Origin of the sequence: Hymenobacter persicinus, assembly GCF_004167665.1 — a bacterium.
Classification (GTDB): Bacteria; Bacteroidota; Bacteroidia; order Cytophagales; family Hymenobacteraceae; genus Hymenobacter; species Hymenobacter persicinus.
The window spans coordinates 1-24659 of sequence record NZ_SEWE01000005.1; the positions used below are offsets into that span (position 1 = coordinate 1).

The following is a 24659-nucleotide window of genomic DNA, read 5'->3' on the forward strand; positions in this document are numbered from 1 at the left end:
CCTTGCTGCCACTTCGGACGAAGTCGGTGCAGCGGTGCACCGGCGGGGGGCCGAAGCAGCTACAGTATTATGAAAAAAGTAACCACCAAACTCGCGCTCAACAAGCAGACGCTGGCCTCGCTCGACCAGAAGCAAATGGCAGCCGCCAAAGGCGGTTTCACCTACTCTCTTTCCCTGGGTGAGCGTTGCATTAAATCCGGCCACTTCACGGACGTTGGACAGTGCCACGACTAGTGGATAGTTTTTCAAAAAAAGGGGTGACTGCGAATGCAGCCACCCCTTTTTTTATAACTCTCTGGGCACAATAGAGATACCACCTACAAAAGTTGCACCCAGCCAAGTTAATTTAAAATTAACCCTATCAAATTACGGTTGAGCTTGCAAAAAAGCAGTAGTATTGGGCTCGCTATTACCCTGACTACAACCTTAGTTGCGCAGTTTTTTAGGGTTCTCAATTTTCATCCGGCACTAGCGAATAGGTTATTCTTCCAGCAACAACTACCTGTATAGCAATATCGTTTTATGCTTTTTGATTGCGGCTTTTTTTTCCTGCGCACCCCGGCTCTCCCTTACGGTACCATCGATGAGCTAACTTCCGAGAAGCTACGCGCCCTGTGCGACGACCCTTACGTTCGGGAGGCCATATTCGTCGCTTCCCCAGATCTGTTTGCAGTGTTTGAACAGTGGCGGCAGGGGGCCCTGACTGATCCGAAAGACCTTGACCGGCTGGAGCTGACCGTCGCTAAGTACCTGCTTCGCATGAGCTACCGCAGCACGCCGTTCGGCTTGTTTGCCGGAGTTTCCCGCGGCGACCTGACGGCGGGCACTGATCTGCAGCTCGTGGGGCCCGCGCAGTACGAGAAGCACGTGCGGCTCGATATGGATTACCTCTGCGCCCTGGCCCTGTCGATTGCGCGTGACCCGGCCATTCGGGAGCAGCTGCTCTACTGGCCCAACACGACGCTTTATTCCACCGCGGACAGTACGCGCCTGGTTGAGTACAAGGTTTTCAACAAGGTTCGGACCCACCACCTGGTAAGCCTGGAGCGCACTTCCTACCTAGATAAGGCCCTGGCCAGGGCTGCCACCGGGGCGACCATACGCAGCATTGCCCAGCACCTGACCGACGAAGACGTGACGCTGGAAGAAGCGGAAAGCTACGTGCACGAATTAGTCGGCAGCCAGGTGATAGTCAGCCGGCTGGAACCCGTGCTAACCGGCGCCAGCTATTTACAAACCGTTATCAGCGTGCTGACTCCGCTACCCGGTTGCGCCGAACTGGTGGCCCACCTGACCACCCTCGACCGCAGCCTGACCGAGCTGGGTCAGCAGCCCAGCGCCGCCGCGCTGCCCCTCTACAAAAATATTGCGGCCCAGCTCAGTACCCTGGGCGTCTCGTTTGAACTGGGCCAGCTGTTCCAGGTTGATCTGCGCAAACCAACCCTGGGCCACACCCTGAACGTGGCCGTGGTGGATGAAGTCCGCAAAGCCATTGACCTGGTCAGCCGGCTGAACCGCCACGAGGAGGCCGACCACCTGACCAAGTTCAAGGAAGCCTTCCGCGCCAAATACGACCAGGCTGAGGTAGCCCTGGTGCAGGTGCTCGATAGTGAAATGGGCCTGGGCTACCCGCTGAACAGCGCCTCCGTGTCGGACAATACTCCGCTGCTGCAAGGCATCGTGGTGGACTCGGCCGCCGCTGCTACAACTAAAACCTACCGCTGGACCGAGTGGCGCAAGTTTTTGCTGGACTCGTACCTGGAAACCCTGCGTACTGGCTCCCCGGTGCTCACGCTCACGGCCGAGGCGGTTGCCCCCTACCTGCAGCAAATCGACGCCGCCACGCTGCTGCCGGCATCCTGCTACTCCATGGTCACGCTGGTCGCCGAGTCCGCCGCCGCCGTTGATGCCGGCCAGTACCAGGTGCTGCACCACGGCACCGACGGCCCTTCGGCGGCGCGCCTGCTCGGGCGCTTCAGCTACCTGGATGCGACGCTGACCGCCCAGCTCCGGGAGTGCCTGGACCGCGAGGCGGCGGCCTATCCGGAAGCGGTGCTGGCCGAGATTGTGCACATCAACCAATCCCGAATGGGCAACGTTGTAATCCGGCCCCAGCTGCGGGCCTACGAAATTCCCATCATGGTGCAGGCCGGCGTCGATGAGGAGCACTGCATTCCGTTGGATGATCTGCTGCTTTCGCTCCACCACAACACGCTGGTGCTGCGCTCCAAGCGCCTGGGGAAGCATGTCATTCCCCGTCTGAGCACGGCCCACAACTACGGCTTCAACACGCTGCCCGCCTACCGCCTGCTCTGCGACTTGCAGCACCAAGACCAGATGCTCAACTGCCGCTGGGACTGGGGCGTACTCAACGAAGCCGATTTTCTGCCCCGGGTGGAGTTCGGCAAAGTTATTCTGGCCCGGGCCCGCTGGATGCTCAGCACCCGGGAGCTGCAGCAGTTTCGGGATGCCAAAGCCGAGCTGAGTTTCATGGCGGAACTGCGGCAAACCCGCCGGCTTCCCCGCTGGGTGACCTATAAAGAAGGCGACAACGAGCTGCCCTTCGACCTCGACAACCCTTTGTCGGTGAAGCTCCTGAAGTCGCTGCTCAAGAACAGCACCACCGCAACGCTCGAGGAGCGCCTGGTGCAGACGCCAACCGGCGCGGTGCAAAGCCCGGACGGCAGCTTTCTGAATGAATTCATCATTCCCCTGCACAATCCCCACTTCCGCCCCACGCTCCGGCCCGCCGCCAAACGACCCGACCCGGCTTCCGTGGTGCGGCAGTTCCCGGTGGGTTCGGAGTGGCTTTACCTCAAGCTGTACTGCGGGGTGAAAATGGCGGACAAGCTTCTGCTCGAATACATCAAGCCGGTGGTAGAGGAGCTCACGGCGGCGGGCGTCGTGGAGCAGTGGTTCTTTATTCGCTACGCCGACCCGAATCATCATCTGCGGCTGCGGTTTCGCGGACGCGGGCCATTTTTTGCTACTGTGCTCAGCCGCCTGCAGCAGGTGCTCGAACCCCTCCTGCACGATGCCCAACTCACCGACTATTACCCCGCCACCTACCAGCGCGAACTGGAGCGCTACGGCTGGAGCACGATCGAGCACAGCGAAGCCATGTTCTGGCAGGACAGCCAGGCCGTGGTCGACATCCTGGCCCTGCTGGATGAGGGCGAGGCCGGCGACGAACTGCGCTGGCAGATTGCGCTCCGGGGGGTGGACGCCCTGCTCACGGATTTCAAGCTGACCACGGCCGAACGTAAAGCCTTGTTTGACGGCCTGCAGGAACGCTCCAAAACCGAATTCGACGCGCATTCTGCCGTTGCCCGCAAATCTCTGGGCCACCGCTACCGCCAGGAGCGCGCGAAAATTGCCGCTATTCTGCAACAGCCCCTCACGCCCCAGGACGAGCTTTACCCGGTGGGGCAACTCCTGGCCACGCGCAGTCGGAACTGGCAGCCGCAGGTAGACCATATTCGGTGCCTGGCCCACGACGGGCAGCTTACGGTAGGCTACACGCCCCTGCTCGAGTCGTTTATCCACATGTTTCTGAACCGCATATTCCGGTCGCAGCAGCGCATGCAGGAGATGGTGCTCTACGACTTTCTGCACCAAGCCTACGCCTCCCAGCTGGCCCAGCAGCGCACCGCCCCTCCCGCCCTGCTGCCGGCTTAGGCTTCCTGACAACCGGTTACCCGGCCCGCGGCACCTTCCTGTCGCCACCCGCCGCACGCAGGGCCGGCCCCAGCCCTACGGACTGCGCTCCGGCTCTAAACGGCCGCCCGCCGCGGGCAGGCCGACGCCCCTTAGCACCATTTGCATGAATGCTTATCTAGCCCCTGCCACCCACTCCGTGCTCGACGAGAGCCTGACGCACATAGCCGAGCTGTTGCAGCGCCATCCGGAGCTGCACCTGCCCACCCTGATCCAGGGCAATGCCGGCATCGGCCTGTTCTTCGCCTACTTATACCAGTATCGGCCCCGGGAAGAATACCTGGAAGCCTGCGCCACCCAACTCGAACAGGCCATTGAGGCCGTCAGCACCTCCGACCAGACGCCCTTTCTGGCCACCGGCTTCCTGGGCCTGGGCTGGGTGGTTGCCCACCTGATTCGGCAGGGCGTTCTGGACGAGGAAGCCGAGGAAGTGCTGGACGCCATCCGGCCCGCCATCGTGACGGCCGCTACCACGGGGCCCATCAGTACCACCTACGACCTGCTGTATGGCTTTCTCGGGGCCTCAGTGTTTTTTTCGGAGCATGCCGACGCCGACTATGGGGCTCCGCAGCGGGCTATTCTGGCGCAGCTGCGCCGGCAGGCCCTGCCAGTAGCGGCCGGTACGGCCTGGACCAATTCCTCCGACCCCACCGACCGCAGCTTCAATTTGGGCCTGGCCCACGGCATCCCGAGCGTGGTGGTGGTGCTGCTGCAGCTGCGCAAGCAGGGCTACGACCCCGCCCAGTGCGAGCTGCTGATCCGCGGGGCCATCCGGTTTGTGCTGGCCCAGGAAAAAGCCACCGGCCATTCCTTGTTTGCCACCAGCGTGGAGGGCGCAAAACCGCTGGCCACGAGTCGGCTGGCCTGGTGCCACGGCGACCTGGGCGTGGCCCTCATGCTGCTGCTGGCCGGCACCGAACTACAGGACCCAGACTTGCGCCACAAGGGCCTAGAAGTAGCTCGCCATGCCGCCGGCCGGCCGTTGGCCTCTTCCGGGGTGAGCGTCACGGAGGGTCCGGGCGGCGTGGATGTAGGCTTTTGTCACGGCACGGCGGGCATTGCCCTGCTGTTTCTGCGGCTGCATCAGCTGACCGGGGACGAACTGCTGGGGCAAACGGCCCGCTACTGGCTGGAACTGACCCTGACCAACCTCACCCCGCGGCTGCAAGAGCTAAGCGCCGCCTTCTGGATCAAGGAGTTTGACGGGGAAAGCCCGGACCTGGAGCAGCGCTACGGAGTCCTGGAGGGCATTGCCGGCGTCGGGCTGACGCTGCTGGCCTTCGCCAACCCGGAGAAAGCGGACTGGACCCGCCTGTTTCTGCTGGCACTTTAATCGGCTTAGCGCATTTCGTATGAAGAAATTTCCGGTTTATATCCAGCTGGACCAGATGGACTGTGGGCCGTCGTGCCTGCGCATGATTGCCAAGCACTACGGCAAATCGTTCAGCCTACAAACCCTGCGCTCAGCCTGCGGACTGAGCCGCGAGGGGGTTTCCTTGCTTGGCATCAGTCAGGCGGCCGAAACAATAGGCTTCCACACCCGGGGCGTGCGCATCTCGTTTGAGCAGCTGCTCGAAGACGTCACCCTGCCCTGCATTGTGCACTGGAAGCAGGAGCATTTCGTGGTGGTGTACAAAGCCCGCAAGGGCCAAGTGTACGTGGCCGACCCCATGAATGGCCTGGTCACCTATTCCCAAGAAGAGTTCTGCGAGAACTGGGCGGCGACGGCTGCCGTGGAGCACGCCCAAGGCATTGCCCTGTTGCTCGAGCCCGGTCCCACCTTCGCCGACGACGCCGAGGAAGCCAGCCAGAAGTACGGATTCCGGCAGCTGTTTACCCACCTCTACCCTTACCGGCGCCTGGTCGCGCAGCTGTTCGTGGGGCTGGTGGCCAGCAGCCTGATTCAGCTGCTGCTGCCCTTTCTGACCCAGTCCATCGTCGATATTGGCATCAACACCCAAAACCTGAATTTTATCTACGTGGTGCTGCTGGCCCAGATCGGGCTGTTCGTGGGCCGCACCTCCATTGAGTTTATCCGCAGCTGGATTTTGCTGCACATCAGCGTCCGGATCAACATCTCCATTCTGACGGACTTCCTGATCAAGCTCATGCGGCTGCCGCTGTCGTTTTTCGACGTCAAGCTGTTTGGCGACATCATGCAGCGCATGAACGACCAGCGCCGCATCGAGAGCTTTTTGACCGGCGCCTCCCTGGACATTGCCTTTTCCCTGTTCAACCTGCTGGTTTTCGGCGCCGTGCTGCTGTACTTCAACACGGCCATTTTTCTGGTTTTCTTCGGGGGAAGCCTGCTGTATACCGGCTGGGTGGTGCTGTTTCTGAAGCAGCGCCGCAAGCTGGACTTCAAGCGGTTTGAGTTTCAGTCGAAAGAGCAAAGTGCTCTGGTGGAGCTGGTCAGCGGCATGCAGGAAATAAAGCTGGCCAATGCCGAAACCCAGAAACGCTGGCGCTGGGAGGCGCTCCGCGCCCGGCTGTTCCGGCTCAATACCAAGTCGTTGGCTCTGAACCAGGCTCAGCAAACGGGTGCCCACTTCATCAACGAAGGCAAAAACATCATCACTACCTTCCTGGCCGCCAAGGCCGTCATTTCCGGCGACATGACGCTGGGGGCCATGCTGTCGGTGCAGTACATCATCGGTCAGCTCAACAGCCCCATCGAGCAGCTCATCACCTTTCTGCAAACGCTGCAGGAAGCCAAAATCAGCCTGGAAAGACTCAGTGAGATTCACGAAATGGAAGACGAGGAGCCCGCGGCCCTCACGCCCGTCCCCATCCGGTACGAGCAGCAGGACATTGTCGTCAGCAACATGTCCTTCGGCTACGGCACGGCGGGCGCGGGCTACACCCTGGACAACATCAGCCTGACGATTCCGGCCGGCAAGACGACGGCCATCGTGGGCATGAGCGGCAGCGGCAAAACCACGCTGCTCAAGCTGCTGCTCAAGTTCTACACTCCCAGCGCCGGGGGCATTCAATTGGGCAGCACCAACCTGAAAGACATCAGCCACCACCTGTGGCGCGACAACTGCGGGGTGGTGGGCCAGGACGGATTTATCTTTTCCGATACCATCGCCAACAACATTGCCGTCGGGCAGGAGGCTATCGACATGGTGCGCCTGCGCCACGCGGTGACGGTGGCCAACATTGCCGGCTTCGTGGAAACGCTGCCCTTGGGCTACAATACCAAGATCGGGGCGGAGGGCAACGGCATCAGCCAAGGCCAGAAGCAGCGCATCCTGATTGCCCGCGCCGTGTACAAGAATCCGGATTACATCTTCTTCGACGAGGCCACCAACGCCCTCGATGCCAACAACGAAATCCGGATCATGAACAACCTGGAAGACTTCTTTCAGGGCCGGACGGTGATAGTGGTGGCCCACCGGCTGAGCACGGTCCGGAATGCCGACCAGATTATCGTGCTCGAAAACGGCCAGATTGTGGAACAGGGCAACCACCACGAACTGGTGTACCAGGAGGGCAAATACTACGAGCTGATTAAGAACCAACTAGAGCTGGGCGCCTAAGCAGCACCGCCGGCTACTCCCACTCTACCTATTTTTTGTCTTATGCCCGCCCATCGACCTTCTACTCCGACCTCCGCCGGAGTGCCTGCTTTCGCCGTCCAGGAGCGCAGCGAAGACATGCAGGACCTCGTGGAGAAAGTCCCCAGCTGGATTGCGCGCTGGGGCATCACCCTTATTTTCGGTTTGCTGCTGCTGGTGCTGTGGGGCAGCTACGTCATTCAGTACCCCGACATTATCACGGTGCCGCTGCGGCTGACCACCCACAACTTTCCCAAGCCCGTCAGCAGCCGGCTGGAAGGCAAGCTGGTCCGGCTGCTGGTGCAGGACCGGCAGCCCGTGCGGCGGGGGCAGCCCCTGGCCTACCTGGAAAGCACGGGCAACCACGCGCAGGTGCAGCGGCTGACCCGGTGGCTGGAGCAGCTCGAACAGGCCATGCAGGTCAATGGGCAGCCCTCCCGCCGCCTAAGCGCCGCCGCTACTTCCTTCGCCTACGCGCAGCTGGGAGAGCTGCAAACCGACTTTCAGACCTTTGAGCAGGCCCGCGCCCAGTACGAGTCCTTCGCCTCGGGCGCGTACTACCAGCAGAAGCAAGGGCTGCTGGAAAAGGATTTGGCCAACCTGGAAAAGCAGCACGACGGCCTGCTGGCCCAACGTAACCTCTACGAGCAGGACGTGGTGCTGGCCCGGCAGGAATTGGCCGCCCAGCGGGAGTTATTTGCCCAAAAGGTTATTGCCCCGCTCGACTTCAAGCAGCAGCAAAGCAAGTTCTTGAACCGGCAGCTCCCGCTCCGGCAGGTAGAGCTCAGTTTGATCAACAACCTGGCCCAGCAGTCGGCCAAGCGCAACGAGCTGCTGGACCTGCGCCACCTGATTTCGCAGCAGCAGGGCATTTTCAACCAGGCCCTGCGCAGCCTGCACAGCGCGGCCAGCAGCTGGGAGCGACAATACATTTTAACCGCGCCCACGACGGGCAAGGTTTTCTTCACTTCCTTTTTGCAGGAAAAACAAACCGTTCAGCCCGGGCAAGAGCTTTTTTCGGTGGCGACGCAGTCGAGCACAGAATTCGGGGAAGTGCAGATTCCGCAGTATAATCTGGGCAAGGTAAAACCTGGCCAAGCCGTCATTTTAAAATTCAACAGCTACCCATTCCAGGAATTCGGAGCCGTGCGCGGAAAAATAGATTATATCTCCGACGTGCCGGCCAAAAATGGCTCCTTTCTGGCCCGGATTATTCTGCCTCAGGGGTTGCGCACCACCTACAATCGGCAGATTACCTACCGGGCCGGCATGCAAGCCTCCGCCGAAATAATCACCGAGGACTCGCGGCTGCTGGCCAAAATATTCTACAATTTCCGCAGGAGCGTAAGCCGCTAGCACGACTGTCCGCGGACCCGGCGCGGGCCCGCGGACAGTCGGTTTTGCTTACAGCGAGTTGATGCAGCCTTCTCGGGTAGGTACGCCCATCATCTGCGAATACCGGCAAAGGTCACCCATGGACAGGGAATACGTGTGGTCCATATCGGGCCACATCATGCCGCCCTTGAGCTGGGCCATGGCCTGATCGTCGAGGGAGGCCAGGGTTTTCTTGTTGAGCTGGAGTTTGTTGTTGAGCTTTTTCATGGTCTTACTCCGCGTGAGGATTGCAGCAAACGGTCATGGTCAGGGAGTACGTGAAGCCCAGGCCCCCTTTCACTTCCGCCAATTTCTGGGCGTCGAGGCTGACCAGAGTCATTTTCTTCAGCGCCAATTTGTTTTTCAGCTTTTTCATGTTGTACACATTTTCCAAATACCCCACCGATGCAGTATAGCCCGGCTTTGATTTGTTGGGCTAAAACAACAACAGCCCGCTTGTCCCCCCAATAGCTTCGCGCTCTAAACCGCAGGCGGAATTAAAAACGACGAAAAAACCACCCCGAAAATAGTGAGCTTGGGGATGAGCGCGCCACCCGCCCGGCAGGTATTTTTTTCAACCACTTTACTCTTTTCCCGTTGGTAAAGCTCAACGGTACACTATTCATTTCACCATTCTTTTTACGCATGCAGGTTCACCACATCTTGCGCAGAATCAGAGAAGAACAGGGTCTTTCCCAGGAGCACTTGGCCTATCAGTTGAAGGTTTCCCAAAACTGCTACCACAAAATCGAGTCGGGGAAAGTGGCCTTGAAAGTGGAAACCCTCATCACCATTGCCCAGCTGCTACGGGTTCCCATCGGCGTGTTCTTCCACGAACCGGCCTTCCCGGCGGGTACCGAGGAGTTAAGCCCGGGGCAGCTACGCGGGCTCCAGGGGGGCCGCGGCTGGCTACCGACTGCCTTGCTCCAGCTGCCCGACCACGGGCTGTATCGGCAAACTACTCGTCCGGCCCGGTTGTCGGATTGCTGCTAACCCAGGCGCCAGCCGCGGCGGGCCCGGCTGGCGGCGCCGCCCAAAAAAGCCCTTTACCGTTGTCGGGTAAAGGGCTTTTTGCGAGCGGCGCAACCTGGACTGCTCCTATCCGGCCGCGGGGCTTAGCGCGCGGGCGTTTCGTCGGCGGAGCTGCCGTAGATGGCGGGCACCGGAATATCGAGCAGGCGCAGGTACACGCTGAGTTGCCCGCGGTGGTGAATCAGGTGGTTGAGCACCAGCGTGCGGGCCACGGCCGTCCGGGGCAGGGTCATGATTACCTGCTCGCCGCGGCGCATGGTCCAGAGCCCCTGAAAGGTGGCGTCGTCGACGTCGCCGAGGGCTTGGTGGATGTTCTGGGCGTTGACGTCGAAGCGGCGCAGCACCTCGTCGGTATCGGCGGGCTTTTCGGGCCAGGCGTAGCTGAGCAGGTCCGTTTCGGCGCCCTGCAAGGACATTTGCAGAAAGCCGACCAGGTTAGCCATGTGCGAGGCCAGCGTGCCCAGCTTCATGGATTTGGCGTGGGGCTGCCAGCCAAACTGCTCGGTCGGAACCCGCTCCAGCAGGCGGCGGGTGAGCTGCAGTTCACGCTTGAGCTCCTCGTTAAGGGCAGTTTGCAGGGAAGGCTGGGTGGGAGTTGTCATGAAAAAACGGGAAGGGTTGGGTCCTAAAGTTCTCGAATAAGCCGGATTCCGCGCAAATGTTACGTAGCCCACTCCCCATGACACGCAAAAGCCCCGCCGCCGGGCGAGGCTTTTACTTGTAGGTAGCGGGCACTTACTTGGTGGAAGTGGGCATGCCAACGTTGGGCGTGGCCAGCGGCGGGGCCAAGTCCTGGCCGGGCGCTGCGGCATCGTCGCGCAGCTTGCGGCCGCGCAGCTGCAGCAGAAAAATCAGCCCCAGGATGAAAAACACAATCAGGGCCAGGATGCTGTAGCGCATGTTGCCGCCCATCAGCTGGGAAATTCCCCCGAATACGACCAGGCCGATAACGATACCGACTTTCTCGGTCACGTCGAAGAAGCTGAAATACGCGGCCGAGTTGGGCGTATTTTCCGGAATAATCTTGGAATACGTGGAGCGCGACAGGCTTTGCACTGCCCCCATGGTAAGACCAATGACGGAGGCCAGGGCGTAGAAGCTCCAGCCGGCCTGCACAAAGTAGCCGGCCACGCAGATCAGCATCCAGATGAACACCGCCCAGCTCAGGGCCCGGGTGTTGCCGATGCGCTCCGAGAGCTTGGAAAACAGGTAAGCGCCCAGAATACCCACAATCTGCAGCAGCAGAATGGTGATGATAAGGGACTTGCTGTCGAGGTGCAGCTCTTCGTCGCCGAAGAGGGTGGCCACGTACATCACGGTTTGCACGCCCATGTTGTAGGTGAAGTAGGCCAGCAGAAAGCGCTTCAGGTTGGGCTGCTGCTTGGTTTCCTCCCAGACCTTGCCCAGCTCCCGGAAGCCGTTGAGCAGCCAGCCCGAGTCGGAGGTCGCACCAGGAGCGCGGCCCCGGTCGGCAGGCAGCGTGAAGAAGGGAATCTGGGCGAAGCCGGCCCACCAGATGCCCGTGAGCAAAAAGCTGAAGCGCGTGGCCTGACCCGCGGTGAGGCCAAACATGGGCGTGCCCGACAGCGTGGGCCCCTGAATCAGCATCAGGCACAGAATCAGCAGCAGCACCGACCCGATGTAGCCCATCGAAAAGCCGCGCGCCGACAGTGAGTCAAACTTTTCCTCCGAGGAAATATCGGGCAGGTAGGAATTGTAGAACACAATGGAGCCCGAAAAGCCTACCGTCGCCATGATGAACACGAATACGCTGATGGTGAACGTGCTGGGCTCGAAGAAGTACAGGCAGGCGCAGGAAATGGCCCCGATGTAGCAGAAGATCTGCAGAAACAGCTTTTTCCGCCCCGAGAAGTCAGCCAACGAGGTGAGCAAGGGACTGATCAGGGCAATGATGAGAAAAGCCGCCGATACCGAATAGTTCTGCAGGGAAGTCCCGGGCACGTGCATGCCCAGAAAGTCGACCGGAGTTTTGCCGCTGTCGGTGTGGGTGACGGCTTTTACCATCGAGCCCCAGTAAATCGGGAAGATGGAGCTGGTAATCACCAGCGGGTACACCGAGTTGGCCCAGTCGTAAAAGGTCCAGCCGCGGGTGATGCGCTTGTCGTCCTTGGGAATGTTCTCGACTGAGGTGTCCGGCGCGGTAGCCGAGGCAGTAGGCATATGACAATGGTTGAGGTTGAGGGCCGGACAAGATAACGGGATTTCGGCGCTGTCGTTGCCGGCCGGGCACCCTCCCCCGGCGGGCAGGGCTCTACCCGGGGGCGGCGGGCGGTGCCAACTGCAGTAGCGGCTCTTACAACCAAACCCTTGAAAACCAACCGTTAGGTTGGATATGCTAACAAATTATAGCTTAAAACAAAATTATTCCAATACATATATGTGTTATTTCAATCCACATACTTCCCGGCTTATCTTTATAGAGCCCGCCTTTGCGCGGGCTTCTCACTTCATCCTGACCTTGCTATGAAAACGACAAAAACGAATTCCCGCCTTTTTCTTCCGGTCTGGACCCGGCTGCTGGCGCTGCTGGCCGTTGGCCTGCCCCTGCTGCAGGCCTGCGACAACGACGACTCCGACGCACCCCGGCAGCCATCCGTCAACTACGGCCCCACGGTGCAGGTCGGCAGCGGCTCGGCCCGCAGCTTCGTCGCAGCCGATGCCGACGGCAAGCCCACCGAAATTGGTATTTCCGTGACTGAAACTGCCCTCAACGGCCTGCCCGCCACCCCGGCTACCGGCACCATGTACGATTTGCTGCTGCCCGGCGGCGACGCCACCAGCCGGCTGCCGTTTGACCACCTGTCCTTCGACTGGAACCCCACCGGCCACGAACCCGCCGGCACCTACACCGTGCCGCACTTCGACGCGCACTTCTACATGATTCCGATGAGCGTGCAGCACGCCATTACCCTCGACGACCCCAAGGGCGACATTTTCCCGGCGGCCAACAAGCTGCCCACCGGCTACATCACCCCGCCCAACGTGGCCCCGGGCCGCACCGTGCCCATGATGGGCCGGCACTGGGTTGACCCTACCAGCCCGGAGTATCAGCCCGGCGGCAGCTTCAGCCATACCTTCATCTACGGCACTTACGACGGGCACGTGACTTTCCTGGAGCCTATGTTGACCAAGGCGCTGCTGGTGCCGGGAGTGGCTATTCAGCAGGCCATCAAGCAGCCGCAGGTGTATGAGACAACGGGCAAGTATTATCCCGCCACCTACACCATCCGCCACGACGCCGGAGCCCGCGAATACATCATTTCCCTCAAGGACATGACGCTGCGCTAGACGCCGGGGCGGGTGGCCCCGCCAGCAGGGCCGCATACTGGTCGGCAGTATCCACGTCTACCGCGCCCGCGGCAAAGGACACCGTGGCTACCAACTGCGGATGCTGCCTGAGCAGTTGCCCCGCCCCGGCCGACGCGGGCAGTTCCCGGAGCCAAGGCAGCGCAGCCGCGCTAAAAAACACCGGTACCCCGCGCGTCCCGTCGTATGCACTGGCTACAATGGGTTGCCCGCTGGCAACGTGCGTTTCGGCCAGCTCCCGCAGCAGCGCGGGCGTCACGAAGGGCTGGTCGCAGAGCATGATAGCCACTGAAGGCACCGGGCCAGTGGCTTCCAGCGCCGCCAGTCCGGCCTGCAGGGAAGCACCCATACCCTGCTCCCATTGCGCGCACCGCACCACCTGCAGGGGCAAACCCGTCAGCTCGGGCAGCAGCGCGTCGTGCTGGGCCCCGGTCACGACCACCACCGGGCCGCCCGCAGCGGCAGCCACGGCCGTTTCGGCAGCGCGGCGCAGCAGCGTCTGGCCCTCGAAGACGAGCAGCTGCTTGGGCCGGCCTAACCGGGATGAAGCGCCGGCAGCCAGCAGGAGCACGGGAAAAGAAGCCATAACGCTCAGCCGGATTGGGGAGAAAAAGACTGGGCAATCCGACTGCACGGTGCCGGATTGCGGCCAACTACTACTGACCTACCGCGCAAGCAACATCCACCCGGCCCTCGGGCACCAAGGGCGCGTCGGTGCGCAGGGGTGGATGAATTGGGTGGGGTGAGTCGCGCAGAAAACCCGCGGGGCGGCCGGTGAGCACCGCCTGAATTTCGGCCACAATGGAAAGCGCAATTTCCTCCGGCGTTTCGGCCCCCAGGTTCAGCCCCACCGGACTATGAATACGGCCCTGCAGCTGCTGAACCGCGTCGGGCAACTCCTGGCGCAGGTCGTCGAGCAACCGGTCGTACTTTTTGCGCGGCCCCAGCAGGCCAATATAGCGGGCCGACGCCGCCGGCAGCAGATGGCGCAGCACGGCCAGATCGTAGTGGTAGTTGTGAGTCATGAGCAGGGCGAAGCTGCCGTCGTGGGGTTCGGCAGCTACCTGAGTAAGGGGCAGCACCCGCACCACGTCGGCCTCGGGGAAGCGTGCGGCCTGGGCCTGGGCGGGCCGGCCATCCACCACCTGCACGCGCCAGCCCAGGCCCGCGGCCAGCCGCACCAGGGGCTGCACATCGTTGCCGGCCCCGTACACCGTCAGGCGCACCGGGGGGCGCAGAATTTCCAGGCTCACCCGCACGGGTCCGACGGCCCCCGAATAGTGGCGGGTGGCGGGCTGACCCGCCCGTAGCGCCGCCTGGGCATCGGCCAGAATTTCGGGGTGGAGCGCCGCTTCCGTCGGCACGGTGCCCTGCACCTGCCCATCGGCGGTAAGCAGCAGACGCTGGCCGACCACCAGCCCCGAGTCCGACCCCGCCAGGCCAAACACCGTAGCCACCACCGCGGGGGCTTCAACGCCGTCGGCCCAGCGGCGCAGCAGCTCCACGGGGTTATCGGGGTCAAGAAAGTCGAGGGGCTCAAGCAGAATTTGCACTACGCCCTGGCAGCCCAGTGCGGCCCCGAACTGCAGGTCGTCGTCGGGGTCGGTGCTGTCGTAGGTTACCACCGTGGGGCGCCCCTGCTGGATGGTGCGGCGGGCCCGCTGCCGGGCGTCGCCTTCGAGGCAGCCCCCGCTGATGGCGCCGGTGAGCTGGCCCTCGTCGGTAACCAGCATTCGGGCGCCGGGACGGCGGTAAGCCGAGCCGGCCACGTCGACCACCGAGGCCAGGGCGCAGGCGCGGCCAGCGGCACGGTGCTCGTCGTAGGCGCGCAGCAGGCGTTGGAGTTCAGTCATAACCTTCACAGTGCGCACGAGGCGCTAATTCGTCAGTTGAGGACCCAAAGGCCCTGGATGGGCGTTATTTCTTTCATCAGGCGCACGCCAGCCGCCAGAAGCGAAGCGGGCGGGTGCCCGTTATGCTTACGCCGACGCAGCTTTGGTTTCCAGAATCTTGTTGGGCGTAATTGGCAGGCTGCGGACCCGCTTGCCAGTGGCGTGGAATACGGCATTGGCCACCGCGGCGGCCACACCCACCATCGAAATTTCCCCGATGCCCTTCACGCCCATGGCGTTGATGTAGGGGTCGTGCTCCTCGACGAACTCCACGGTCATGTCGGGAATGTCGGCGTTGACGGGAATGTGGTAGTCGGCCAGGGAGGCGTTGGTGTAGCGGCTGTAGTTCGGGTCGCGGAACGTGGATTCCATCAGGGCGCAGCCGATGCCGAAAATGCTCCCTCCAATAATCTGGGAGCGGGCCGTTTTGGCGTTCAGAATGCGGCCCGCCCCGTGCACGCTCACCCAGCGCGTGACGCGCACGGTGCCCAGCTCCGGGTCAACCTTTACCTCGCAGAAGTGGGCGCCGAAGGAGTGCATGGAGTGGTGGGCGGCCTCGTCTTTCTTGGAAGGGTCGGCGTTGGCGGCCGCCTGGGCATCTTCGTAGCCGCTGCCGTAGCGGCCCTGCCCGTTGCCTTCCACGTCGCCTATTTCGGCCCGCTTCATCAGGGCCCCGAACTCCTCCCCTTTCTTTGGATCAGCCTTGAGCTGCAAGCGGCCCTGCTTGACTTCCACGTCGGCCGGCTTGGCGCGGTAGAGCGGCGACTTTTTATCGAGCACGGCTGCCTTAATCAGCTTCTGCCACACATCCTGCACGGCCATGTATACCGACGACGACACGGTGCCAGCCGCCACCGAGCCGCCCGAGTTGGGCGCCGTGGGCAGCTTGGTGTCACCGAGCTCGAAGCGGACTTTATCCACGGGCAGGCCCAGCGCGTCGGCGGCCACTTGGGTCATCACGGTGTAAGTACCCGTGCCCAGGTCCGTGGCCCCGGCTTGCACCACTGCGTGGCCGTCGGCGTAGAGGCGGGCCCGGGCCGTGCCCTGGGAGTTGTGCACCGGATACGAGGCTGTAGCCATGCCCCAGCCCACCAGCAGGCGGCCGTCGCGGGTGGCGCCGGCCTTGGGGTTGCGCTTGCTCCAGCCGAAGAGCTCCGCCCCGCGGGCGTAGCACTGCTTCAGGCTTTTGCTGCTCCAGGCCTGGCCAGTGCTGGGGTCTTTTTCGGCGTAGTTGCGCAGCCGGATTTCCAGCGGATCAATGCCCAGCTCGTACGCCAGATCATCCATGCTGCATTCGAGGGCAAACGAGCCGGGCGCCTCCCCGGGAGCCCGCATAAACGTGGAGGTCATCACGTTGGCCCGGGCCAGCTGGTAGGAAGCCTCAAAGTTGGGGCACTCGTAGAGCAGGTTGATAATCTTACTGTTGGGCTCGGCGTAGTTGTCCCAGGGCGAGGTGGTCGAGGTTTTCTCGTGAATCAGGGCCGTGAGCTTGCCATCCTTGGTGGCCCCGAGGCGCAGGGTCTGGGTCTGGTCTTCGCGGTGGCCCATGCTGGTAAACATCTGCGGCCGGGTCAACGACAGCTTCACTGGCCGGCCCACGGCCCGGGCAGCCTGCACCGTGAGGATGGTGTGGGGCCAAGCTGAGCCCTTGCAGCCGAAGCCGCCGCCCAGGTACTTAGTCACCACCCGCACCTGCTCGGCCGAAAGCCCGAGCATGGTGCTCACCGACTTCTGGGTCCGCGACACGCCCTGGGTCGACTCGTAAATCGTCAGGCGGTCCGCCGCCTCCCAGTGGGCGGTGGTGGCGCCGGGCTCCATCGGGTTGTGGTGGTTGATGGCGTGGTCGTACTTGTGGGTGAGCTGCACCGGCGCCGCGGCGAAGGCCGCCTTGGGGTTGCCGCGCACGGTGTGGCCCTTGGTTTTGCCGTCCTGCACCGCTTCGGGGTCAAACAGTTCGGCCTTGGGGTCTTCGTAGGAAGCCAGGGGCTTTTCGGCCGCGTACTGCACCTTCAACAGGGCCGCCGCATGCTGGGCCCGTTCCAGCGTGTCGGCCACCACCACGGCTACGGGCTGCCCGGCGTAGTGAATCTGATCAGTGGTGAGGGGCAGAAAGCCCATGGGCGCGCCGATGGCCTTCTTACCGTCGGCATCGTTGGGCGTTTTGGCCAGCTTGGGCAGGTTCTGGTGGGTAAGAATGGCTAACACGCCCGGCTGTTTCAGCGCGGCGCTGGTGTCGAAGCCGGTGATGCGGCCCTTGGCCACGTCACTGGTTTTGAGCACGGCGTGCGTCAGACCCGGCAGCTGGTTGTATTCGGCCGAGTACTTAGCTTGGCCCGTTACCTTGGCCCGGCCGTCCACGCGGTCCAGGGGCTGCCCCACCGCGCCGGCCTGGGGATTGGTTTCAAAAAAGCTTGGTTCGATATCCATAGGTTCAGCATTCGGGGCCGGGAGGCGGGTTTTGGGAAGCAGCGCCGGGGCAAGACGGATAAGGGGGTGAGCAACTTGCCCCGCCGGTTCAGGAGAAATTTAGGCGGCAACCTGCCGCAGGGCCTGCACCAGCGTGTTCTGGGCCAGCTCAACTTTGTAGCGGTTGTGTTCCCGGGGCTGGGCGTCGCGCAGAGCGGCGGCGGCGGCGGCCCGGAACGTGGCATCGGTGGCGGGCGCGCCGGTCAGCACTTTTTCTGCCTCGGGGCTACGCCAGGGCTTGGTGCCCACGCCACCCAAAGCCACGCGGGCCGCGCGGATGATACCGCCCTGCACGTCGAGGCCCACGGCGGCCGAAGCCAGGGCGTAGGCGTAGCTGCTGCGCTCCCGCACCTTGAGGTAAGTGGAGCGCCGGGCGTGGGGCGTCACCGGAATTGTGACGGCCACAATCAGCTCGTCGGGCTCCAGGACGGTTTCCCGCTGGGGCGTGGTGCCCGGCAGCCGGTAGAACTCCGTGACGGGCACCCGGCGCTGCTTACCCTTGGCGTTTTCCAGCGTGAGCACCGCATCAAAGGCCGCCAGCGCCACCGACAGGTCGCCGGGATACGCGGTGGCAATGCAGCTGTCGGACGTGCCCAGGATGGCCAGGTTGTGGTTGTCGCCGGTCAGGGCCGGGCAACCCGAGCCGGGCACGCGCTTGTTGCAGGAAAAAGCCGCGTCGCGGAAGTAGCCGCAGCGGGTGCGCTGCAGCAGGTTGCCCCCGATGCTGGCCATGTTGCGCAGCTGGGGCGAGGCGGCCAGCAGCAGGGATTCCGATACGGCCGGAAACTGCTGCACCACCAGCGGGTGCTCCCCGACGTCGCTCATGCGCTCCATGGCCCCAATGCGCAGGCCGTCCTTGGTTTGCTCGATTCCTTTGAAGGGCAGCAGGTTGATGTCGACCAGCTGCGGGTGCTCCTCCAGATTGGCTTTCATCAGATCCAGCAGCGTGGTGCCGCCGGCAATGTAGGCCGCCGCGGGCTGGTCCTTGCGGATGCCGGTGGCTTGCTTGGCCGTCGTGGCCTGAGTATAGCTGAAGTTGTTCATAGCCTTATCCTTTGCTTGCTTGCCCGGCCACTTCGCGCACGGCGGCCACAATGTTGGGATAAGCGCCGCAGCGGCACAGGTTGCCGCTCATCCACTCCCGGGTTTGCCCGTCGGAAGTGGCGTGGCCCTCTTGCACGCAGGCCACGCCGCTCATAATCTGGCCCGGGGTGCAGTAGCCGCACTGGAAGCCGTCGTGCTTGATGAACGCTTCCTGCATCGGGTGCAGCTGTTCTCCTTTATTTAGCCCCTCGATGGTCGTAATTTCTTTGCCCTGGTGCATCACGGCCAAGGTCAGGCAGGCGTTGATGCGGCGGCCATCGACGTGCACGGTGCAGGCCCCGCACTGGCCATGGTCGCAGCCTTTTTTGGTCCCGGTCAGGTCCAGGTACTCGCGCAGGGCGTCGAGCAAGGTCACGCGGGGCTCCGCCTGCAGGGTGCGCGACACGCCATTGACCTTTAGCTGGAGCGTGGTCACGCCTTCCACCGTCTTGGAATAGGCCGTCAGCCGCTCGGCCTGGCTCAGCAGTGGTGGGGCCAGCGCCAGTCCCAGAATGCCGCCGGCCTGCTTCATAAACGTGCGGCGCGAACCGTCATTGGGGGCGCCTCCGGACGGCGTGGCGGCCGGGTCGGGCGTAAAATCGTGGGGCATAGCGACTGAGGTTAGCGGTGAGGCAGGAAGCGTTGGCAGCCGATGCGGAGCGGAAAACCGGCAAGCCTTTCCCGGGCAGCGTCGCAGCAGCACAACAGCATGAAATACCGATTCTAGGCCTAAAATGTTGGCTTATCATTAACATTCACTTAAGGCTTAGTTTCTATATAGCAACGACCTAACGGCTTGCCCCGGTAACCCAGCTGGCGCAGGCCCGCGGCCAGGCTCGGTAGCCCCGAACGCAAAAAAGCCCCGACGAAACCGCCGGGGCTTTTCCATATATGCAGTAAGATTAGCTTTTGGCCTTCAACTTGTCCTTGCGGGCGCCCAGGCCCTGCTTGTGCTTTTCCATCCGCTCGGCCCGCTGCTGGGCGAGCTTGGCGTACTGGTCGGCGGTCAGGATCTGCTTGAGCTGGGCATCGAACTGGGCCCGGTCGGCTTTCATGGCGGCGTGGTGGGCAGCTTTGTCGGCGGGCGGGGCGGTGGCGTACTTGGCGCGGTTGGCCTGCTTCTGCTGGGCCTGGGCCAGGTAGAGCTGGCGCACTTTGGCCGACTGGTCCGCCGTCAGGCTCAGGGATTTGGTCAGGCGCTGCGTCATGTGGTCGGCGCGCTGCTCGGGGGTTTTCTGGGCTCTGCCGGCGTGTTCGTGCTTGGCTTTTTCCTTGACTTTAGTAGTCATCGTCTGGGCCGAAGCAGCGGCGGCGGACAGCGAAAAGGCGGCGAGCAACAGGAGAATCTTTTTCATGGGAATAGAGCGGAGTTGAAAAGTTAGGTTTTGTAGTTTCAGAGGAATGGCAGCCGGCGTATCCGGCGCCGCTACTGCCCAACTGACAACCCACGTGCCATTTTTCGTCTTTTCGCCGGTAGCGGGCCTAGATTTAAAATATACTTTTCCGCGTTAAACCTTCGGCGCAGCCACCGTTCTAAGCGCGCCGCCAACTGGCTTACCAAGCCTGAAAAGCGCAGGTAAAGGCCGCCCGCCGATGCATCGTCCCCGCTCGTCGGCACAATCCCGGCGGTGGCCGATTGGACCCCACTTTTTTGCGGCCGCCGCCTAGTTTTGAAACCAGCCAGCCCGCTGAGGGTACCTGGTTTCATTCGCCACTCCCCCAACGTTTCCCCGCCATGCAGCAACGTCTCGAAAACGACACCGAACTTGAATTGAAAGCCATCCTCTCGGCCGACGAGTATGCCAAGTACAAAAGCCAGCGCGTGGCCTACAAGCGCAACCAGCGCTCCGGCCGCCGGCCCAAGGCATAGAAATTTGCGCTCCTCCAACAACCAAAAAGCCCCGGATGAAGAATCCGGGGCTTTTTGGTTGTTAGGCGGTGGTAAGGCCGGCCGGGCGCGGGCGCCAGGCGAGCGGGGCAACACGTAGCGCGGGCGCAGTGAGCCGAGCGGGTAAAATGGCGAAATGGGGAGATTCTACTTGCTCAGAACTTCCCATTTCCTTAATTCCCGACCCCACCTTTTCTCTATTTTCCCGCCAGCGGCGCGTAGCGGAGCTGGGTCACGGTCAGGTCGGCCGCCCGCAACTGGAGCTTGTTGAGCGGCTGGGAGGGGAAAAACGTGGATGTCATCACCGTTAGGCCCTGGTCGGTGAACAGCTCCACCGAGCTGGCATCCACGAGCAGGGTGAGTTCGGTGGGGCCGCCGGTGGCCAGGCGCGGGGCGGTGTGGCGGCCGGCAAACTTGGTGTTGAAGTCCGTTTTACCCGCCTTGCGCCGGTCGATGTAGTACTCGTTCTTGGGCTTGTCGAAGCCGATTACCAGTTCCTCCCCCTGGCTGTTTGACAGCACCACGGCCCAGGTCGTCAGGGTTTGGGGGGTAAGCTTGAGCTCAAACTTGTCGCCGACGCTCTTGAGTTGCGGCGTCAGGTCCAGCTGCTTCTGCACCCGGATAGTCTTCAGGCTCACGCCGGGCCGGGCCAGCTTGCTTACTTCCGGCACGGGCCGGGAAGTCAGGTAGAGCTCCGCGCCCACTTTCTGCAGACCCAGCTCCCGGGGCACCGTCATGGCATTGCGCCAGGGTGAGGTCGGCACCTGGTTGGAATAGTCCCAGTTGCTCATCCAGCCCTGGAAGATGCGGCGGCTGCCGGTGTTGTGGTAGGTCACGCCGGCGTAGTCGTCGGGGCCGTAGTCGGCCCACTTGGTGGTGGTAGACGAGGGCGTGAACGTGTGCCCATCGAAGCGGCCGACGAAGTACTGGGTGCCCGAGCCGCCGTTGGGGGCACCCGGGTTCAGGTTCACGATGAGTACCCAGTGCGTCTGCCCGTTCAACGTTAGCGGAAACAGATCGGGGCACTCCCAGACGCCGCCGTGGGCGCCCAGCGTCGCACCAAACTCGCTTTCCTTGGCCCAGCTTTTCAGGTCCGACGACGAGTAGAAGGTGATGCAGTCCTTGGTGGCCAGCGTCATCACCCACTTCTTGGTGGCCGCGTGCCAGCTCACTTTCGGGTCGCGGAAGTCCTGGATGCCGGGATTTTTCAGCACCGGATTGCCCTGGTACTTCGTCCAGGTTTTGCCCTCGTCGAGGCTATAGGCCAGGCTTTGGTTCTGGTGCTTGTTGGTGCCGAGCTTTTCCGTTACCGGGTCGTGGTGGGTGAAGATGGCCACCATGGCGTTCGGGCCGAAGCCGGCGGTGTTGTTGGCGTCGATGACGACCGAGCCGGAGAAGATGTAGCCCAGGCTGTCGGGAAACAGGGCAATGGGCTGCTCCTGCCAGGTCAGCAGGTCGGGGCTGGTGGCGTGGCCCCAGTGCATCGGCCCCCAGACCATGCCATCGGGGTAGTGCTGAAAAAACAAATGGTAGACGCCCTTGGAGTACACCATGCCGTTGGGGTCGTTCATCCAGTGGGCGGCAGGGCTGAAGTGGTAAGCCGGGCGGTACTGGGGCGTGGCCGGCGGCACGGGCGCGGTAGCTTGGGCGTGGGCCAGGGAAGTAGTGGCGGCCAGGGACAGGGCCAGCAGGAAGGTCTTTTTCATGGGTGGGAAGTTGGAACGACGTAGAGGCGCCTACTGGCTGCTTACTCGTGACGGAGGTGGTTTAGTTGGCGCAGCGGCGCCCGGCCGGGTTGCGCTGGCCGAAGGCGGGAAAGGGTGCGACCCTACACGGTGCGTTCGGCCAGCAAGCCGGTGACATCGGCTTCGACAATGGCGGGCGTGGCGCCCAAGTGGGTGGCCACCAGCGCGCCGGTGGCACAGGCAAAGCGCAGCATCTGGCCCGGCTCCTGTCCGGCCTGCCAGCCCTTGAGCAGCGCGGCCAGAAACGCGTCGCCGCTGCCGATGGTGTCCTTGACCTCGACGCGCACGCCCGGGGCGCGGAAAAGCTGCCCGCGGGTGTAGAGCAGGGCGCCGTCGGCCCCGCAGGTAACGCACACGGCCTCCAGCTCAAACCGCTCGGCCAGCCACTGCATGGCCGCGGCGCGGTCGGTTGCGGGCCCGAACCAGGCCATGATTTCGCTGAGCTCGTGGTGATTCATCTTCACCAGGTTGGCCTTTTCGAGCAGGTACTTCACTACCTCGCGGGTGTAGTGCGGGGGGCGCATGTTCACGTCGAACACCTTGAAGCGGGCGTGCTCGAGCAGGCGGTAGAGCGTTTCGCGGGTGCCGGCCTGCCGGGCGGCCAGGCTGCCAAACACGAGCATCTCGGCCTCGCTCACCAGCTTTTCCAGGGCGGGCTCGTACTGGATGTAGTCCCAGGCCACGGGCTGCACGATTTTGTAGGTTACCTCGTTGGCGTCGTCCACGTTGGCCTTGACCACGCCGGTAAGGTGGGTTTTGCCGTGCTGTACGTAGTCGGTGCCCAGGCCCTTGGAAGCTACGAAGGCGAGCAGCTCGGTGCCCAACTCGTCGTCGCCGATGCGGCTGATGAGCTCGACGGGCAGCCCGAGCTGGTGCAGGTGCACGGCCACGTTGAAGGGCGCCCCGCCCGGCTGCTTGCCGGTGGGCAACACGTCCCAGAGAATTTCGCCGAAGCAGACGATTGACATAGTGGAAGTGGTGAAATGGTGAATTAGTGAACTGGTGAGTTTGATGTTCTGGTGGTGCAGCTCCGCGCGGCTTGCGCCGATGGAACGACAACTCACCAGTTCACCAACTCCCTAGTTCACTACTAATGCAGAACGAGCGTCTTTTCCAGCTGCTCCAGGCTGGTGTTTTTGGTTTCGGGCATGAAGCGGAATACGAAAAAAAGCTGGCACACCATCATGACGGTGAAGAAGGCGAAGGTGTGGCCGCCGCCCAGCCGCTCGGCCAGGTAGGGAAAGGTGAAGGCAATGACGGCGGCCATCACCCAGTGAGTGGAGCTGCCCAGGGCCTGGCCCTTGGCCCGCACCGTGTTGGGGAAGATTTCGGAGATGAACACCCAAATAACGGCCCCCTGCGAAAAGGCGAAAAAGGCGATGTAGACGAACAGCAGCCCGGGCACCAGCATCCCGCCGAAGGCCTGGAAATTGCCGCTGTAAAATGCCCACGAAACCAGCCCCAGCGTGGCAATGAGCCCGAACGAGCCAATGAGCATCAGCTGGCGCCGGCCCACCTTGTCGATAAATTCGCGGGCCAGCAGGGTGAAGGCGAAGTTGACTAGGCCCAGCCCGGCCGACGAGAGCAGGGCCGAGCTTTTGCCCAGGCCGGTCATCTCGAAAATGCGCGGGGCGAAGTAGATGATGGCGTTGATACCCGACACCTGGTTGAAAACGGCGAAAAACACGGCCAGCAGCACTGGGGTGCGGTACTGGCGGGCAAACAGCGAGGCCCCGCCCTGGGCCGCGTCGGTGGCGTTGGTGGTCAGGATGGTCGTCACGTCCTCGTCGGCGCGGGCGGGGTTGATGAGCGCCAGCACCCGCCGGCCGTCCTCTACCCGTCCCTGCCCGATCAGCCAGCGCGGGCTTTCGGGCACCCGGAACAGCAGCAGAAAAAAGGCCAGCGCGGGCAGCACCTGCACGCCCAGCATCCAGCGCCAGTCCTGGGCGCCGGTGCCCGTGAGCAGGTAGTTCGACAGGTAGGCGGCCAGAATGCCGAACACGATGTTGAACTGGAACATGCTCACCATGCGCCCCCGCGACTCGGGCGGCGACACCTCCGAAATGTACAGCGGGGCCGTCACCGACGAGGCGCCCACGCCCAGTCCGCCCAGGAAGCGGAACAGCATAAACAGCTCCCAACTCGAGGTAAGGGCCGCCCCCAGCGCCGAAACGAAGTAGAGCACCGCAATCCAAATCAGCGTCTGCCGCCGCCCGAGCCGGTCGGACGGGATGCCGCCGAAGATGGCCCCGAACACGGTGCCGATAAGGGCCACGGCAATGGTGAAGCCGTGCTGCACCGGACTTAGCCCCCAGAGTTGCTGAATGGCCTTTTCGGCCCCGGAAATCACGGCCGTATCGAAGCCGAACAGAAAGCCCCCGAGCGCTACGACCAGGGACCAGAAAAATACCTTATTGTTTTTCACGACGAAGAAATTAGCCGGCACCAAACCGGTGAGCGGGTGGAAATAGGGTGAGCAAGGGCACCAGCGTGGCCGGGGTGCGGGCGGCACGTTGCAGCGCGCCGCCCTTCCCCACTTTTGAATTCTGAATTAGATCGGTCTGGAGTAATTCAG

General features: G+C 62.6%; 21 protein-coding genes. 8 read left to right on the forward strand and 13 right to left on the reverse strand.

All coding sequences use genetic code 11. The features are described 5' to 3' along the window. The first annotated feature begins 69 nt into the window (after positions 1-69). The 5 genes from EWM57_RS21050 (at position 70) to EWM57_RS03595 (ending at position 8633) form a co-directional block, all read left to right on the forward strand. Positions 70-234 (forward strand): class I lanthipeptide, encoded by a 165-nt coding sequence (locus EWM57_RS21050; protein ID WP_165370398.1) that lies wholly within the window; start codon positions 70-72, stop codon positions 232-234. A gap of 288 nt (positions 235-522) precedes the next feature. Next, complete coding sequence (locus EWM57_RS03580; RefSeq protein ID WP_129919764.1) at positions 523-3678, forward strand: lantibiotic dehydratase; 3156 nt, start codon at positions 523-525, stop codon at positions 3676-3678. 145 nt (positions 3679-3823) lie between these two features. Continuing rightward, positions 3824-5050 carry a lanthionine synthetase C family protein gene (locus EWM57_RS03585; RefSeq protein WP_129919765.1) on the forward strand — a complete coding sequence of 409 codons (1227 nt, stop codon included), beginning with the start codon at positions 3824-3826 and terminating at the stop codon, positions 5048-5050. Between the two features lie 19 nt (positions 5051-5069). Then, positions 5070-7259: a peptidase domain-containing ABC transporter gene (locus EWM57_RS03590; protein WP_129919766.1), complete on the forward strand. Its 2190-nt coding sequence runs from the start codon at positions 5070-5072 to the stop codon at positions 7257-7259. Positions 7260-7340: 81 nt separating this feature from the next. Beyond that, positions 7341-8633 carry an HlyD family secretion protein gene (locus EWM57_RS03595; RefSeq protein WP_165370399.1) on the forward strand — a complete coding sequence of 431 codons (1293 nt, stop codon included), beginning with the start codon at positions 7341-7343 and terminating at the stop codon, positions 8631-8633. Between the two features lie 48 nt (positions 8634-8681). On the opposite strand, the gene EWM57_RS03600 is transcribed toward EWM57_RS03595, so the two are convergent. Further along, positions 8682-8879, reverse strand: coding sequence for a class I lanthipeptide (locus EWM57_RS03600; RefSeq protein WP_129919768.1), 198 nt, complete (start codon positions 8877-8879; stop codon positions 8682-8684). Positions 8880-8883: 4 nt separating this feature from the next. Then, entirely contained in the window at positions 8884-9027 is a 144-nt protein-coding gene (locus EWM57_RS21055) for a class I lanthipeptide (protein WP_165370400.1), read from the reverse strand. Positions 9028-9296: 269 nt separating this feature from the next. Here EWM57_RS21055 and EWM57_RS03605 point away from each other — a divergent pair, with 269 nt between their 5' ends. Beyond that, positions 9297-9644 carry a helix-turn-helix domain-containing protein gene (locus EWM57_RS03605; RefSeq protein WP_262708229.1) on the forward strand — a complete coding sequence of 116 codons (348 nt, stop codon included), beginning with the start codon at positions 9297-9299 and terminating at the stop codon, positions 9642-9644. 122 nt (positions 9645-9766) lie between these two features. Here the strand turns inward: EWM57_RS03605 and EWM57_RS03610 are convergent, their stop codons facing one another. Together EWM57_RS03610 and EWM57_RS03615 are read right to left on the reverse strand one after the other, a co-directional pair. Continuing rightward, positions 9767-10285: a DinB family protein gene (locus EWM57_RS03610; protein WP_165370402.1), complete on the reverse strand. Its 519-nt coding sequence runs from the start codon at positions 10283-10285 to the stop codon at positions 9767-9769. A 133-nt stretch (positions 10286-10418) separates the two neighbouring features. After that, complete coding sequence (locus tag EWM57_RS03615) at positions 10419-11864, reverse strand: MFS transporter (RefSeq protein WP_129919771.1); 1446 nt, start codon at positions 11862-11864, stop codon at positions 10419-10421. A gap of 303 nt (positions 11865-12167) precedes the next feature. Here EWM57_RS03615 and EWM57_RS03620 point away from each other — a divergent pair, with 303 nt between their 5' ends. Further along, positions 12168-12992 (forward strand): DUF5602 domain-containing protein, encoded by an 825-nt coding sequence (locus tag EWM57_RS03620; protein WP_129919772.1) that lies wholly within the window; start codon positions 12168-12170, stop codon positions 12990-12992. Here EWM57_RS03620 and EWM57_RS03625 read toward each other — a convergent pair. The 6 genes from EWM57_RS03625 to EWM57_RS03650 form a co-directional block, all read right to left on the reverse strand. Next, on the reverse strand, positions 12970-13596 hold the full coding sequence (locus tag EWM57_RS03625) for a nucleotidyltransferase family protein (RefSeq protein ID WP_129919773.1): 627 nt from the start codon (positions 13594-13596) through the stop codon (positions 12970-12972). The two genes, EWM57_RS03620 and EWM57_RS03625, sit on opposite strands and share 23 nt — an antisense overlap. A 70-nt stretch (positions 13597-13666) precedes the next feature. Continuing rightward, entirely contained in the window at positions 13667-14863 is a 1197-nt protein-coding gene (locus EWM57_RS03630; protein WP_129919774.1) for an XdhC family protein, read from the reverse strand. Positions 14864-14989: 126 nt separating this feature from the next. Next, complete coding sequence (locus EWM57_RS03635) at positions 14990-17329, reverse strand: xanthine dehydrogenase family protein molybdopterin-binding subunit (protein ID WP_129919775.1); 2340 nt, start codon at positions 17327-17329, stop codon at positions 14990-14992. 99 nt (positions 17330-17428) lie between these two features. Next, positions 17429-18412, reverse strand: coding sequence for an FAD binding domain-containing protein (locus EWM57_RS03640; protein ID WP_129919776.1), 984 nt, complete (start codon positions 18410-18412; stop codon positions 17429-17431). Between the two features lie 4 nt (positions 18413-18416). Continuing rightward, positions 18417-19061: a (2Fe-2S)-binding protein gene (locus EWM57_RS03645; protein WP_129919777.1), complete on the reverse strand. Its 645-nt coding sequence runs from the start codon at positions 19059-19061 to the stop codon at positions 18417-18419. Between the two features lie 292 nt (positions 19062-19353). Then, entirely contained in the window at positions 19354-19806 is a 453-nt protein-coding gene (locus tag EWM57_RS03650) for a DUF4890 domain-containing protein (RefSeq protein WP_129919778.1), read from the reverse strand. A gap of 380 nt (positions 19807-20186) precedes the next feature. Between EWM57_RS03650 and EWM57_RS21750 the strand changes: the two genes are divergently transcribed. Beyond that, positions 20187-20321, forward strand: coding sequence for a hypothetical protein (locus tag EWM57_RS21750; RefSeq protein WP_262708226.1), 135 nt, complete (start codon positions 20187-20189; stop codon positions 20319-20321). A 215-nt stretch (positions 20322-20536) separates the two neighbouring features. Here the strand turns inward: EWM57_RS21750 and EWM57_RS03655 are convergent, their stop codons facing one another. The 3 genes from EWM57_RS03655 to EWM57_RS03665 form a co-directional block, all read right to left on the reverse strand. Then, positions 20537-22045 (reverse strand): glycoside hydrolase family 32 protein, encoded by a 1509-nt coding sequence (locus tag EWM57_RS03655; protein WP_129919779.1) that lies wholly within the window; start codon positions 22043-22045, stop codon positions 20537-20539. Between the two features lie 122 nt (positions 22046-22167). Then, positions 22168-23052 carry a carbohydrate kinase family protein gene (locus EWM57_RS03660; protein ID WP_165370403.1) on the reverse strand — a complete coding sequence of 295 codons (885 nt, stop codon included), beginning with the start codon at positions 23050-23052 and terminating at the stop codon, positions 22168-22170. A 122-nt stretch (positions 23053-23174) separates the two neighbouring features. Beyond that, positions 23175-24509 carry a sugar porter family MFS transporter gene (locus EWM57_RS03665; RefSeq protein WP_207218264.1) on the reverse strand — a complete coding sequence of 445 codons (1335 nt, stop codon included), beginning with the start codon at positions 24507-24509 and terminating at the stop codon, positions 23175-23177. Positions 24510-24659 lie beyond the last annotated feature (150 nt).